Annotated in this window: 16 protein-coding genes; 13 read left to right on the forward strand and 3 right to left on the reverse strand. The window is 36.2% G+C overall.

Annotated features, from left to right (window positions below):
• Nucleotides 1-246, reverse strand: coding sequence for a DUF4492 domain-containing protein (locus ACKU4N_RS18040; RefSeq protein ID WP_321318771.1), 246 nt, complete (start codon nucleotides 244-246; stop codon nucleotides 1-3).
• 631 nt (nucleotides 247-877) lie between these two features.
• Between ACKU4N_RS18040 and ACKU4N_RS18045 the strand changes: the two genes are divergently transcribed.
• The 3 genes from ACKU4N_RS18045 to ACKU4N_RS18055 all read left to right on the forward strand — a co-directional run bounded on the left by ACKU4N_RS18045 (nucleotide 878) and on the right by ACKU4N_RS18055 (nucleotide 4,155).
• A complete protein-coding gene (locus ACKU4N_RS18045; protein ID WP_321318773.1) occupies nucleotides 878-1,813 on the forward strand; it encodes a 4Fe-4S dicluster domain-containing protein in 936 nt (311 codons plus the stop codon).
• A 67-nt stretch (nucleotides 1,814-1,880) separates the two neighbouring features.
• Nucleotides 1,881-3,221, forward strand: coding sequence for an NrfD/PsrC family molybdoenzyme membrane anchor subunit (gene nrfD / locus ACKU4N_RS18050; protein WP_321318775.1), 1,341 nt, complete (start codon nucleotides 1,881-1,883; stop codon nucleotides 3,219-3,221).
• Between the two features lie 13 nt (nucleotides 3,222-3,234).
• Nucleotides 3,235-4,155 (forward strand): c-type cytochrome, encoded by a 921-nt coding sequence (locus ACKU4N_RS18055; protein WP_321318777.1) that lies wholly within the window; start codon nucleotides 3,235-3,237, stop codon nucleotides 4,153-4,155.
• A gap of 4 nt (nucleotides 4,156-4,159) precedes the next feature.
• Here ACKU4N_RS18055 and ACKU4N_RS18060 read toward each other — a convergent pair whose 3' ends face one another.
• A complete protein-coding gene (locus ACKU4N_RS18060; RefSeq protein ID WP_321318778.1) occupies nucleotides 4,160-4,291 on the reverse strand; it encodes a hypothetical protein in 132 nt (43 codons plus the stop codon).
• Nucleotides 4,292-4,332: 41 nt separating this feature from the next.
• Here ACKU4N_RS18060 and ACKU4N_RS18065 point away from each other — a divergent pair, with 41 nt between their 5' ends.
• From ACKU4N_RS18065 to ACKU4N_RS18110, 10 genes are all read left to right on the forward strand, one after another.
• The gene (locus ACKU4N_RS18065; protein WP_321318780.1) at nucleotides 4,333-6,804 is read left to right on the forward strand and encodes a heavy metal translocating P-type ATPase; all 2,472 of its coding nucleotides are present in this window, start codon (nucleotides 4,333-4,335) and stop codon (nucleotides 6,802-6,804) included.
• Nucleotides 6,805-6,811: 7 nt separating this feature from the next.
• Entirely contained in the window at nucleotides 6,812-7,030 is a 219-nt protein-coding gene (gene ccoS, locus ACKU4N_RS18070) for a cbb3-type cytochrome oxidase assembly protein CcoS (protein ID WP_321318782.1), read from the forward strand.
• Between the two features lie 4 nt (nucleotides 7,031-7,034).
• Nucleotides 7,035-9,164 carry a cytochrome-c oxidase, cbb3-type subunit I gene (gene ccoN, locus ACKU4N_RS18075; protein ID WP_321318784.1) on the forward strand — a complete coding sequence of 710 codons (2,130 nt, stop codon included), beginning with the start codon at nucleotides 7,035-7,037 and terminating at the stop codon, nucleotides 9,162-9,164.
• Between the two features lie 89 nt (nucleotides 9,165-9,253).
• Nucleotides 9,254-9,454: a cbb3-type cytochrome oxidase subunit 3 gene (locus tag ACKU4N_RS18080; protein ID WP_321318786.1), complete on the forward strand. Its 201-nt coding sequence runs from the start codon at nucleotides 9,254-9,256 to the stop codon at nucleotides 9,452-9,454.
• 23 nt (nucleotides 9,455-9,477) lie between these two features.
• Nucleotides 9,478-10,044, forward strand: coding sequence for a cbb3-type cytochrome c oxidase N-terminal domain-containing protein (locus ACKU4N_RS18085; protein ID WP_321318788.1), 567 nt, complete (start codon nucleotides 9,478-9,480; stop codon nucleotides 10,042-10,044).
• A gap of 163 nt (nucleotides 10,045-10,207) precedes the next feature.
• Entirely contained in the window at nucleotides 10,208-11,605 is a 1,398-nt protein-coding gene (ccoG, locus tag ACKU4N_RS18090) for a cytochrome c oxidase accessory protein CcoG (protein WP_321318790.1), read from the forward strand.
• Nucleotides 11,606-11,667: 62 nt separating this feature from the next.
• The gene (locus ACKU4N_RS18095) at nucleotides 11,668-12,114 is read left to right on the forward strand and encodes a FixH family protein (RefSeq protein ID WP_321318792.1); all 447 of its coding nucleotides are present in this window, start codon (nucleotides 11,668-11,670) and stop codon (nucleotides 12,112-12,114) included.
• Between the two features lie 213 nt (nucleotides 12,115-12,327).
• A complete protein-coding gene (locus ACKU4N_RS18100; RefSeq protein WP_321318794.1) occupies nucleotides 12,328-12,702 on the forward strand; it encodes a GxxExxY protein in 375 nt (124 codons plus the stop codon).
• 60 nt (nucleotides 12,703-12,762) lie between these two features.
• Nucleotides 12,763-13,494 carry a sulfite exporter TauE/SafE family protein gene (locus tag ACKU4N_RS18105; protein ID WP_321318796.1) on the forward strand — a complete coding sequence of 244 codons (732 nt, stop codon included), beginning with the start codon at nucleotides 12,763-12,765 and terminating at the stop codon, nucleotides 13,492-13,494.
• 146 nt (nucleotides 13,495-13,640) lie between these two features.
• On the forward strand, nucleotides 13,641-13,904 hold the full coding sequence (locus ACKU4N_RS18110; protein WP_321318798.1) for an SEC-C metal-binding domain-containing protein: 264 nt from the start codon (nucleotides 13,641-13,643) through the stop codon (nucleotides 13,902-13,904).
• Nucleotides 13,905-13,977: 73 nt separating this feature from the next.
• Here the strand turns inward: ACKU4N_RS18110 and ACKU4N_RS18115 are convergent, their stop codons facing one another.
• Nucleotides 13,978-14,409 carry a c-type cytochrome gene (locus ACKU4N_RS18115; protein WP_321318800.1) on the reverse strand — a complete coding sequence of 144 codons (432 nt, stop codon included), beginning with the start codon at nucleotides 14,407-14,409 and terminating at the stop codon, nucleotides 13,978-13,980.
• Nucleotides 14,410-14,470 lie beyond the last annotated feature (61 nt).

Consider the following 14,470-nt stretch of genomic DNA (forward strand, 5'->3'; position numbering starts at 1 on the left):
TTAATGATTTTTAGGATTAGTTAATTGATCAATCACATAATCGCTGCGCTCTTGATCGTTATTATATTGTGTGTTTAAGAAATTAGGAAAGAACAACAGCTTTAAAATAAAAAACATAACAAATAATTTCACCAAAATAATAAGCCAAATCTGGCGACTCCATTTGCTTTGATTTTTAAAGCCTTCCAAATAAAATTCCCAAATAGTTTTTGGCAATTTCATTAATTTATTAAGGATATCATTCATTGTAACAAGAACTATTGTATTTTATTTCACATACTTTTTTTTCAACAAAATAAAAGACATTTAAGTCTGCTATTATTTATCAAAATACATAACAAATGTAAAACTATTTACATAGCCACAACTAAATTCTGTATAGATAGATTTTATATGGTCATATAAAAAATCAATAAACATTTAATTCACAATCAGTTGATGCACTCATTCTGAAGCTGCATCCCTACGAACCTACTGATTTTAAAGGTTTCCGATAATTAACTACGACCTACTACCAATTCATGAATATTATTTCACAAAATACCTAAACTCAAAAAGTTAAACTTTAAAATACACATTATCAAAACATTAATGTAAAACAATCACGGAAAAAGTTAAAAAACCATTAAAATCAGCTTATTACCATCTCCTTTTAACACGTCTTAACAAATCGAAATATTTAATTATATTTGAATTAACACGCAATCGTATGTGAAACATAAAAGAATTAAGCAATTACAGCCCAAACACCCCTAAATTCAGAGGATTACAATCCTTATTTAGAATTAATTTAAAAACCGTTTTTGCTTTGTATTTTTAATTGGTTCCCATACAATAAAATGGATGTACACAAACAGAAAACTAACCCAATTGCATAATGAAAGAAGAAACATCAAACAACAGCAGACGAAAATTCCTTAAAAGTGTAGGAATTACTGTAGGTGCTGCCGGTGTTGTTAGTGGATTTTCTCTTCTTGGAGCAGCAAAAGCGGCAGCTCAAGAACCTGGAGAAACAGTAAATCTGTTAACACAAGATGGACAACTAGTTCAAGTTGATAAAAATCAATTGCGCCCAACAGTAAGTGAACCACTTACCGAATTACAAAAAAGAGGTCGTGAAGGTATTCCAGGTAAATCTTTTGTTATGGTGATAGACCTTAGCAAATGCAGAAATGCCCGAAAATGTATGGCTGCCTGTCAAAACCATCACCAACTAAGAGCTGATCAACACCATATTAATGTTCTTCAAATGCAGGATGCTGAACATACAGCTCCTTATTTTATGCCCAAACCTTGTCAGCATTGTGACAATCCTCCGTGTACCAAAGTTTGTCCGGTAGATGCAACTTTCAAACGTCAGGATGGAATTGTACTTATCGATAATGAAAGATGTATCGGTTGCAGATTCTGTATTGCAGCCTGCCCATACTCAGCACGTATTTTCCAATGGACAGAACCTAAGGATGCTGAAAAATACAAAAATCTTACTTACAATATCGAAGCTAACGTTCCTCAAAAGAAAGGTACAATAAGCAAGTGTTTATTTAGTGCCGACAGACTTCGTGAAGACAAACTTCCTTCTTGTGTTTCTTCCTGTCCTAATGGTGTTTACTATTTTGGAGATAGAAATGAAGATGCTGTTACCAATGGCACATCCGGAGAAACCGTTCGTTTCACCAAACTAATTGAAGATAATGCCGGTTATACATTAATGGAAGAACTGGGAACCAAGCCAAGGGTTTACTATTTGCCTCCTAAAAACAGAGCATTTGAGTTTAATGGTGACCTTTTAAACGAAGAAAATCTTCATTAAAACATTGCTTCAATTATCAATAACAGAATAATAAACAGATTTTATTTGCCCTAAATAATTTAATCTTATGAATGACTTACCAGAACAGAAAGAAACAACTCTTTCGTTTGAGAAAATAAAAAAAGACATTCTTCGTCCGATGCAAAACCACAAAGGCTTAGAACTTTGGATTGCTTTCCTAATAACAGTGATAAGTGTTTGCGCCTGGGCCTACTACGTGCAATTGCGTGATGGACTGGGAGTTACCGGCATGCGCGATTACGTATCCTGGGGACTTTACATTGCCAACTTTGTATTTTTTGTTGCTGTGAGTTTAGTTGGAATGCTTATTTCGTCGATTCTGGGTTTGCTCCGAATCGATTGGATAACACCAATATCCAGAATTGCAGAGATAATAGCAGTTGCCTTTGTTGCAGTAGCTGGCTTGGTTATTATTATGGATATGGGACGACCCGACAGGGTTGTTAACGTGCTCATACATGGTCGTTTTCAATCTCCAATTCTTTGGGATATAACCGTTGTAACCACTTACCTTACAATAAGTCTTCTATTACTGATTTTACCAATGATTCCCGATTTGGCAATCTGTAAAAAGGAATTAAAGAAAGCTTCTCCCATTCTGAAAAAGCTGTACAATATTCTATCATTTGGTTACATCAATACTCCAAATCAGCACAAACACTTACACAAAATGATCCGGACATTAATGGTTCTTATTGTTCCGGTAGGTTTGGCAATTCATACCGTAACATCGTGGCTGTTTGCTGCAACCTTGCGAAATGGTTGGGACACAACAATTTTTGGACCCTACTTCGTTGCAGGAGCATTTGTAGCAGGTTCAGCAGCCTTAATCATTGCTATGTATTTTTTCCGTGTCAGCTATAAACTTCAGGATTACATTACAGATGTTCAATTCGATAAAATGGGAAAACTGATGGTGGCTGTTTGTTTGGTATATTTATATTTCAATTTAAATGAATTTTTAGTTCCCGGTTACAAAATGAAAACCGGGGATGATGTTCATTTAAAAGAATTATTCACCGGCCATTGGGCCATCATGTTCTGGTCGTCTCAATTATTGGGTAACGTTATCCCAATTCTGCTTTTGGTTACCAAGAAATTCAGAAAGCCTTTTCCTATCATGATTATTTCATTATTCATTTTAGCAGGAGCCTGGATTAAAAGATATGTAATTGTTATTCCAACATTACTTCATCCTCATTTACCAATTCAGAATGTACCACAAAACTTTGTACACTACTATCCTTCAGCAATCGAGATTTCTGTAACCGTTTTAAGTTTTGCTTTGGCACTCTTAATCATCACAGTTTTATCAAAAATATTCCCGGTAGTTCCCATATGTGAAATTGCCGAACAAAAAGGAATCGAAGTGAAAATCGAAGCTTAAAAATATACAAACAATGAAAAATGCTATCAAAATAATTGCCAGCCTATTTCTAGTTTTTACCTTCTCAACAACTGTTGTTAAGGCCGAAGAATGGTCGGTTCCTGCATCTGCAAAAAAGAAGCAAAACCCATACGAAGCCAGCACAAAAAATATAAGTTCAGGTAAAAAGGTTTATAACATTAATTGTAAATCCTGTCATGGAGATGCTACCATGGGAAACATGCTGCCTCTTCAGCCGGTTGCCCCTTCTGATTTAGGATCACAGGCATTTTTAATGCAGACAGATGGAGAAATCTATTACAAAGTTAACAAAGGAAATGGCGCAATGCCGACCTTCGAAAAAACCTTAAGCGACGAGGACAAATGGATGGTTATTACCTATCTGCGCTCTTTCGATCAAAATAAGAAGGTAAGCAAGAAAATTGCTGAGGTAATAAATCCTGAAGTAAGCGATGTTAAAATTCTATTGGACATTAATAAGGAGGACAAACGGATTACAGCAAACCTGTCGGGTTTAACTAAAAAAGGAGATCGCGCAGCCTTACAAGGAATTGAACTAAGCATAAAGGTTAAAAGGAGTTTTGGATATTTAGATATCTCGGGCGACGATGCGTACACAAACGAAAAAGGGGAAGTTAATGTTCAATTTCCAGAAGATTTACCCGGCGATCGCGAAGGACATGTGAATCTTCTTGTTAAAGTAACAGATGATGCCTACTATGGAGAGGTAAATGTTGATCGGATTGTCAGCCTGGGTTTACCTACCAATCCAGTAAATCCTTTGGATGAAAGAGCTATGTGGGGAACCAGAGCAAATGCTCCGATATGGATAATTTTAAGCTATGTTGGTGGAGTAATCAGTATTTGGGGAGTGATTTTCCTTGTACTATTTCAACTAATTCAACTACCTAAACTCGCGAAAAACAAAGAATAAAAAACTACTCAGAATCATTCTCTTTCTTCTTTTTTGATGGTCCGCTTAACTTATACAAGAGGTATCCCATTCCTATTAGAAAATGAAGAGCAGTAATTCCAGCAAGAATATAAACAAGAGTGAAATCAGATTTCATATCAAATAATCTAAGACTGTAAAGTCTGCAAGTTGGTGAAAATGCAGGAAGAAACAAAAAAACACATTTGTGTACACTGTGGCGACGACTGTGGTTCACATCCCGTAATTTGGGATGAGAAGCCATTTTGCTGCAATGGTTGTTCTACTGTATATCAGATTTTGCACGAAAATGAACTTTGTACCTACTACGATTTTGAATCAAACCCTGGAATTAAAGTTGAAGCCGGAAAATACAAAGAGAAATTTGCTTTTTTAGATGACAACGAAATTGCAGAGCAACTTTATGAATTCGCAGAAGGAAATATCAGAAAAATAACTCTTTATATCCCAAGCATACATTGTAGTTCTTGTATTTGGTTGCTTGAGCATCTCACTATTTTAAATCAAGGAGTTGTTAAATCGATGGTTAATTTCGTTAAAAAAGAAGTGGCCATCACATTCAATTCCGATGAAATAAGCATTAGAGAATTGGCAGAATTACTATCGTCCATTCATTATATCCCTGAGATTACTCTCGACAAATTACAGTTAAAACAAAATGAAGAAGTAAACAAAAGTCTTCTTTACAAAATCGGTATTGCCGGATTTTGCTTTGGAAACATCATGCTTTTGAGCTTGCCCGAATACGTTCCGGGTCATGAGTATCTGGAAACTCATTTCAAAGAATTTTTTGGCATGATGAATTTCTTCCTCGTTTTACCTGTTTTCTTTTACAGCGGAAGTGATTATCTGCTATCTGCCGGAAAGGCAATAAAACACAAATTCATTAATATTGATGTTCCTATTTCGATGGGAATACTTATGCTCTTTATTCAAAGTAGTATTGAGATTTTCAGCGGATCGGGAGCCGGTTATATGGATTCCCTTACAGGATTAATCTTTTTTCTGCTGATAGGCAAATGGTATCAAAACAGAACTTACCAAGCCCTCTCGTTCGAACGGGATTATCGTTCCTATTTTCCGGTTGCCGTAAGTAAAATGGAAAATGGAATTGAGATAAGTACTCCTATTGAGAAACTGCAAAAAGGTGATATTATTTTAATCCGAAATCAGGAATTAATTCCTGCCGATGGCATTTTAATTAAGGGAGAAGCACAAATTGATTACAGTTTTGTAACCGGTGAATCGAAACCTGTATTTAAAGAAAGCGGAGATCATATTTTTGCAGGTGGAAAGCAAATGGGCAGTGCAATTGAATTGACAATCGAAAAAGATGTCATTCAAAGTCGTTTGACACAATTATGGAATCAATTTGAAGGTGAGGATTCTTCAAATACCAAACTAAACTCATTAATTGATCAGATCAGCAAATATTTTACCATTGCAATTATAACAATAGGAATGTTTGCCGGGATATATTGGTTATTGAATGATTCAAGCAAAGCTGTTTTTGCTTTTACTTCGGTTCTGATTGTTGCCTGTCCCTGTGCCTTAGCTCTTTCGGCTCCTTTTGCACTGGGAAACACCATGCGGTTAATGGGAAGAATGGGAATATATCTAAAAAGCTCAGCTGTGGTCGAAAAATTGAATTCAATCACCACAATTGTTTTCGACAAAACAGGAACAATAACGCAGACCGACGAAGTAAAGGTTAATTTTCATGGAGATGAACTAAGTGATGATGACAAAATTGCAGTGAAATCATTAACCAGGCATTCTACTCATGTGCTAAGTTCTACTTTGTATGAGTTTTACAAGAATATTCCTCCTGAAACGGTTGTTAACTATACTGAATTGCCATCAATGGGAATTTCGGGAACAATAAATGGACGGGAAATTAAATTAGGCTCTGCAAAATTTATTTACGAAGGAAAAACAGAAACCAGCTCTTTAAACACAGAAGTTTATTTTTCGGCAGATGGAAAAATAAAAGGGCATTTCTCTTTGAGCAATCAATACAGAACTGGTTTGTCAGAATTAATAAACGGACTAACTCCTAAATACGATTTACACATCTTGTCGGGTGATAATGATTCCGAAATGGAAAATCTAACACTGATATTTCCAAAGAAATCAATAATCCGATTTAATCAGTCGCCAAATGACAAATTGGAATATATCAACAATTTAAAGAAACAAAACAAAAGTGTTTTAATGATTGGTGATGGTTTGAACGATGCCGGCGCTTTAAAAGCAAGCAATGTAGGAATTTCAATTGCAGATGATATTTACCATTTCTCACCGGCTTGCGATGCTATTTTAGAAGCTTCAAAATTTCAACAATTAAGCTATTTCCTAAAAATATCAGGACGAAGTGTTCTGATTGTAAAACTAAGTTTCATCCTCTCTTTTCTATACAATTTATTTGGTTTGTATTTCGCAGTACAAGGAATATTATCGCCTATTGTTGCAGCCTTGCTTATGCCAATCAGTTCCATTTCGGTGGTGGCATTTGCAACCTTTACAACCAATTATATTGCCAAATCGAAAGAGATTATTACTAAAACAGAATCGAATACGGAAGAAGTCAAAATATCTTCTTCATTAAAAAATTCAGTTCAGCTAAATTAAAAAGTAAATGAGTGTATTGTTCGTTTTAATTGGTGTTAGTATGCTTGTAGCAGGAGGATTTCTTGTTGGATTTCTTTGGGCCGTGAAAAAAGGACAATATGATGATTCCTATTCCCCATCTGTTCGGATTCTATTCGACGATCAGGAAAATGAAATGCAAAAAGAAAAGGAAGAACAAAAACAACAAATAGAAAAGGAAACAACTAAGAAAAACCATAAATCTTAATTTAATGGAAACACAACATTTTTCGTACGATAACAAAATCGTGAAATTTTTCGCCTACGCAACCATTCTTTGGGGAGTAGTTGGAATGTTGGTGGGGCTTTTGGCAGCACTGCAATTGGCATTCCCGATTTTTAATTTCAATCTGGCTTATACCTCATTTGGTAGAATTCGTCCGATTCACACCAATGCAGTAATTTTTGCATTTGTTGGGAATGGAATATTTACCGCAGTTTATTATTCACTTCAGCGCTTATTGAAAGCCAGAATGTTTAATGACAGACTTAGTTGGATCCATTTCTGGGGCTGGCAGGCCATAATTGTTTCGGCGGCTGTCACTTTTGTTTTAGGAATTACTACCAGTAAAGAGTATGCAGAACTGGAATGGCCAATCGATATTGCCATTACCATAATTTGGGTTGTGTTTGGCTGGAACATGTTTGGTACCATTCTAAGAAGAAGAGCCGATCACCTTTATGTTGCCATATGGTTCTATATTGCAACTTTTGTAACGGTTGCCGTTCTTCACATTGGCAATTCAATTTCCCTGCCTTACAGCTGGATTCAATCATATCCTGTTTATGCAGGTGTGCAGGATGCTTTGGTGCAATGGTGGTATGGTCACAATGCCGTAGCATTTTTCCTGACTACGCCATACTTAGGTTTGATGTACTATTTCCTGCCAAAAGCAGCCAATCGTCCGGTGTATTCTTACCGACTTTCGATAATTCACTTCTGGGCATTGGTTTTCCTTTATATCTGGGCCGGACCTCATCACCTGCTATATACCTCTTTACCGGATTGGGCACAATCTTTAGGTGTTGTTTTCTCAATCATGTTACTTGCTCCATCGTGGGGAGGAATGTTCAACGGATTACTGACACTTCGCGGTGCCTGGGATAAAGTTCGTGACAGTGCAACCTTAAAGTTTATGGTGGTAGCTGTAACCTGTTACGGAATGTCGACCTTCGAAGGACCAATGATGTCGCTAAAATGGGTAAACTCATTAACACACTATACCGACTGGACAATTGCTCACGTTCACATTGGAGCAATGGGCTGGAACGGCTTTCTTACTTTTGGAATGTTGTACTACTTGTTCCCAAAAATGTGGAATACGAAACTGTACTCTGAAAAATTAGCCAATGCACACTTCTGGGTTGGAACATTAGGCATGATTTTTTATGCACTTCCCTTGTATTGGGGTGCTGTTGTTCAAACCTTAATGTGGAAAGAATTTACTCCAGACGGATTATTAGCTTATCCTAATTTCCTGGAAACCGTTACTCAGATTTTACCAATGTATCATGCCAGGGTTTTTGGAGGACTTCTTTATTTCTCCGGACTGTTCTTAATGGTTTATAATCTATTGAAAACTGCGGCATCAGGTAAATGCATAGACAATGAAGAAGCTTCGGCTCCTGCAATTGTTACCGATACAAAACGTAGTAAAAGTGAAGGTTTACATCGTTGGTTGGAAAGAAAGCCTGTTCAGTTTATGATTTTGGCTACTGTTGCAATCTTAATTGGTGGGGCATTCGAAATTATCCCTACCTACCTGATCAAATCAAATATCCCGACTATCGAAAGTGTAAAACCTTATACTCCACTTGAGTTACAGGGCAGAGACATTTATATCCGCGAAGGATGTAATACTTGTCACTCCCAAATGGTCCGTCCTTTCCGTTCAGAAACTGAACGATATGGTGAGTATTCAAAAGCCGGCGAATCAGTTTACGATCATCCACACTTGTGGGGATCGAAACGAACAGGACCGGATTTGGCCCGCGAAGGTGTTCCGGGTGGAAAAATGTACAAGACAAATGTTTGGCATTTTAACCATATGCTGGATCCACAAAAAATGAACGCTCAATCTATTATGCCGAAATATCCCTGGTTGATAAAAGACGTACTGGATACTTCATCTACCCCGGCAAAAATTAGAGCGATGACCACTTTAGGTGTTCCATATGCTGAAGGCTACGATCTAATTGCCAATGACGATTTAAAGAAACAAGCAGAAGAAATTGCTACCGATCTTAAAAATTCAGGTATTGAAGTTGCAAGTGATAAAGAAATATTAGCTGTAATTGCTTACCTGCAACGTTTGGGTAGAGATATTTCGGTTCAAAAATAGACATCAGATTAGGAGTGAGAAATGAGGAAAATACTTTTATAATGATTTTTACCTCACTTCTCAGATCTCTCATCTAAACACAAAAAAAAATGAAAATAGTTAGTCATTATTTACAAGGCATTGCTGATGTTGGTTTTTTCCCAAGCATCTCATTACTGATTTTCTTCCTGTTCTTTGCAGGAATGCTTTGGTGGACTTTCAAAAAAAGCAACAAAGAATTCTTTACAGAAATGGAAAGTTATGCCCTGGACGAGGATAGTGTAAATTCACCATCAGAAGCAAAAGAATAAACAGGCTCAAAAATCAAGATAAAATGGAGAAAAAAGATAAATTCTTAGAAGAAAACGAGCATCTGATCAGCGATCATGATTATGATGGGATTAGAGAATTAAACAACCCAATGCCAACTTGGTGGCGTTATTTATTCTATATCACAATTGTTTTTGCCGCAGTATACATGTTTCGTTATCATGTTTTTGGTGATGATTTACAAATTGATGAATACAATAAAGAAATGGCTCTTGCCGAAGCCAATAAACCCAAAACAGCTTTTGATGAGAATAATCTTGTTTTGATGACAGCGTCGGCAGATTTAGACAATGGCAAAGCCATCTACGATAAAAACTGCATTGCTTGTCATGGATCATTGGGAGAAGGTAATGCAATTGGGCCAAACCTTACCGATAAGTATTGGTTAAATGGCGGCAGTCTTAAAGATGTATACCAGATTATTAAAGTAGGAAAACCGATGAAGGGTATGCTTGCATGGCAAAATCAATTGTCGCCGGAACAAATGCTGCAAGTTGCAAGTTATACTTTGAGTCTGCAGGGAACAAATCCTCCTAATGCAAAAGACGCTCAGGGTGATTTGGTTGAATAAAAATATTTACGCACACAAGGAATGTGCAAATTCAGATCTTTTTTAACTGTGGAATAATAAATTAACAAACACCAGCGAGTTCACTCACAAGGTTTAATCTAAAAAAACACTTCCTGTTCTTTGTGAAATACCTTTGAGCTTTTTTGTGTTTAAATTGAAAAAAATGGCTCCTAAAAATCCATATACTGGTTATCGTGACCAGCTTGCGACTCTAAATGAAACGGGAAAACGTAAATGGGTATACGCACAAAAACCGAAAGGAAAATTATATAACTATCGGAATATTGTTAGCTATACACTGCTGTTTCTGCTCTTTGCAGTTCCATTTGTGAAGCTAAATGGAGAGCCATTTTTGATGTTGAATATTTTAGAGCGAAAATTCATTTTATTTGGCGTTCATTTTTGGCCTCAGGATTTTCATCTCTTCCTATATTCAATGATTACACTTTTCGTATTTGTGGTTCTATTTACCGTTAGTTATGGTCGGATATGGTGTGGTTGGGCTTGTCCGCAAACTGTTTTTTTAGAATTTATTTTTAGAAAAATTGAGTACTTGATTGAAGGAAATCCAAGCCAACAGCGCAAATTGTATTCCCAGCCGATGAATTTCACCAAATTCTGGAAAAAAGGTTTAAAAATCATTCTTTTTTATGCAATCTGCTTTTTAATTACAAACACTTTTTTATCCTACATTATTGGAATTGATCAGTTGTTGGAAATAATGAGAGCTCCAATATCTGAACATAGCACTGGATTTATTGTGGCTGTTTTATTTTCGGGCATTATGTTCTTTGTTTTCGCAAAATTGCGCGAACAGGTATGCTCGATGATTTGCCCTTATGGAAGATTGCAGGGCGTACTCTTAGACTCCAATTCGATTGTTGTTGCCTACGATTACAAGCGGGGCGAAGAAAGAGCTCCGCTGGAGGCTGGCGAAGATCGTGATGCAGATGGAAAAGGTGATTGTATTGACTGTTATCAATGTGTTGATGTTTGTCCTACCGGAATAGATGTTCGTGATGGTACTCAATTGGAATGTATTAATTGTACTGCCTGTATAGATGAATGTAATTCTGTAATGGAGTGGATAGGAAAATCAAAGGGTTTAATTCGATTCGATTCTGAAAAAAATATCGCCGAAGGCAAAAAACAAAAATGGCCGGCCCGTAAAATTGCTTACACCGTAGTTCTATGTATTTTACTGGGAATTGTAGCCGCATTATTTGCTTCGAGAAGCGATTTGGAAGCCATTATCCTGCGAACTCCTGGCCTAATGTATCAACCACAGGAAGGTGGAATTAGTAATATGTACAACTTTAAAGTTGTTAACAAAACGGCCTTCGAACTTCCTATTCATTTTAAAATAATGAATCACGAAGGAGTTATTAAAGTAATTGGAGAAGAATTAAAAGCCAAAGCAAGTTCGATAAAGGAAGGTGTATTTTTCGCAATTTTACCACAAAAAGAAATTACAAGCGATAACATTCCAATTACCATTGGTGTATATGCCAATGAACGATTAATAGAAGAAGTTAAACTAACTTTTGTAGGACCAAACTAACAGCAAGCATTTACAACGAACTGATTACCAATTAAAGCATACAAATAACTGATAATTGAAGTATGAAAAAGATGAGTTGGGGAACGAAATTAGCAATAGGAGCTTCGATATATATTGTCGGAATTCTTGCTTTTGTTGCATTTAGCACAACACAAAAAATCAATTTGGTATCGAAAGACTACTATCCTAAAGAAGTGGAATATCAGCAACAAATAGATAAATTAAAAAACGCCAAAAAATTAAACGAAACAATCCTTATATCGCAGGAAAACGGGAAATTACAGTTTCAATTTCCATCCAATATGCACGATCAGGTTAAAGGCGAAATCATATTTTATCGCCCTTCAGATTATGAATCTGATATTAAAACTGCCATTGAGCTTAACGAAAACGGATTGCAGGAACTGAATACTGATCAACTTTTAAAAGGAATGTACACCATCAAAATAAATTGGGAACACGATGGCATTGGATATTATAAAGAAGAGGCTGTTTACTTGAATAAATAAGTGTTTAACCACGAAGGTAAGAAGTGCAGTACGCAGTAACTCCATGAAAAAAAAGAAGATCTTAAAGTAAATGAAAATACTTAGTGCACTTTGTGGTAAAAAAAAATAGTGACAAGTATTTACAAGAGGTAAGTATTAATTAATTTAACCACAAAGAGCACAAAGGGCAACACGAAGTAACACCAAGAAAAAAAAAAGAAGATCTCAAAGTAAATGAAAGACTTAGAAATAGTTTACAAGAAAGTATTAGATTGTGCATTTAAAGTACATACCGAACTTGGCCCAGGATTATTAGAGAGTACTTATGAGGAATGCCTTTACTATGAACTTTCTCAAGAAGGACTCAAAGTTGAGAAACAAAAAGAACTACCTCTAATTTATAAAGAAATTAGATTAGAATCTGGCTACAGACTTGATCTATTAGTTGAAGATTCAGTAATAGTTGAGATTAAAGCAATAGAAACTTTAAACGATAAGCATCTGGCACAGATTTTAACCTACATGAAACTGTCAAAGTGTAAACTGGGTTTACTGGTTAACTTCAATGTCAAATCACTTAAATATGGCATTAAAAGAGTAATATTTTAAAACTTAGTGTCCTTTGTGAAAATACTTTGTGCACTTTGTGGTTAGATAAAAAAGAAAAACATGGTATATCTATCAGCATTAATACTCGGACTTATGGGCAGTTTTCACTGTGTGGGAATGTGTGGTCCTATTGCACTGGCAATTCCATTAAAAACAACTTCATGGCTGGCAAGAATTTCGGGCGGTATAATTTACAACATCGGACGTGCCCTTACCTATGCAATAATGGGAGCCATATTTGGTTTGCTGGGAAGAGGTTTGGTGATGAGTGGATTTCAGCAATGGGTTTCCGTTATTATGGGTGCTATCATGATTCTATCCGTAATCACACCTTCCATTTATAAGAATCGCTTTAACGCTGAAAAAGGGATATTCTCCTTTGTAGGAAAAGTAAAACTTTCCTTGGGAAAACTATTCACTCAACGTAGTTATGGATCGCTTTTTTTAATCGGATTATTAAACGGATTGCTACCCTGCGGTTTGGTTTACGTTGCCATTGCTGCCGCAATTGCCACAGGATCATCTGCCGGAGGCGGGCTTTTCATGTTCATTTTTGGCTTGGGAACTCTTCCTATGATGTTGGCCATTTCGCTAATTGGCAACTTAATTACATTAGAATTGAGAAAGAAAATTACCCGGTTAATTCCTTATGCCATCGTATTTATCGGGATTCTGTTCGTGCTTCGCGGACTGAGTTTAGGAATTCCTTTCCTAAGTCCTCCAGAAAAAGCTATGCATGTACCTACCGAGCAAGTGGATGCCGCCAAACCAAAACCAGATTGTTGTCATTAAATCCAAAGCTCTACCAAAAAATCTTATTGTGATCCCATAGTGTACAAAAACGAACTCTTTGTCTGACAAATTATTTTTATTGTTTCCAATCAGGATATCTTGTAAATTAAGGGGAGCCTAAGTTTAACCAATGATATTCTAACACCATGAAAAAAATACTTAACAACTTGTTGACGTTTTTCAACACTACAGAAGAAGATTCCTTTTACTACGTAAGAATTGAACGAAATGACAAATGCTTCTGCAGCAGCGGTAAAAAATACAAAGCTTGTCATTACCCCGATCATCAGAAAAAAAGTAAAGTTGCCGTTAAAAAAATTAGTGAAACAAGCGGAGAAGAACAGATTAAAATTCTAAGTGTAAACCGACTCCGAAAAGAATATTATCGTATAAAATCGAATGTACATTAAAATACAAACAGCTTTTGGCTGATGGATGAACGGTTTTAGAAACACCACTCCAATGCCATAGCCAAAAGCTTATTTACCTCTTTACAGCCTCAACCTGTTCAAGAGAAACCTCCCCATAATCATTCCCCCAGGAATTCAGAATATAATTAAAAACGGCGACCAATTCCTTATCTGTTAAACCGGATGCAGGCATCAAACTGTTGTACTTTACCCCATTTACTTTAATGGGTTTATTACTTCCGTACTTCACCATTTTTATGGCATCTTCCGTATGCTTCTTCAAGTAATCGGAATTAGCCAAAGGAGGATAAAATTTTTCAATTCCTCCACCCGTCTTCATGTGACAGTTCATACACTTGGCTCTATACAGTTGAGCTCCTTTTTCCATATCAATTAGTGATATTTCAGAACTCACAAGCTTTTCCTTTGCGTTTTTTTTCTCAGATCCACCACAAGAAATTAGAAAAAAAAGCATTGTCAGAAATATTACGTTCAATTTATTCATACTCCTTATTCTTTTTTAGATCCAGTAAAAATAGCAAACACACCGTGAATTATCAAAATAA

This window comes from Labilibaculum sp., assembly GCF_963664555.1.
In the GTDB taxonomy this organism is placed as follows: domain Bacteria; phylum Bacteroidota; class Bacteroidia; order Bacteroidales; family Marinifilaceae; genus Labilibaculum.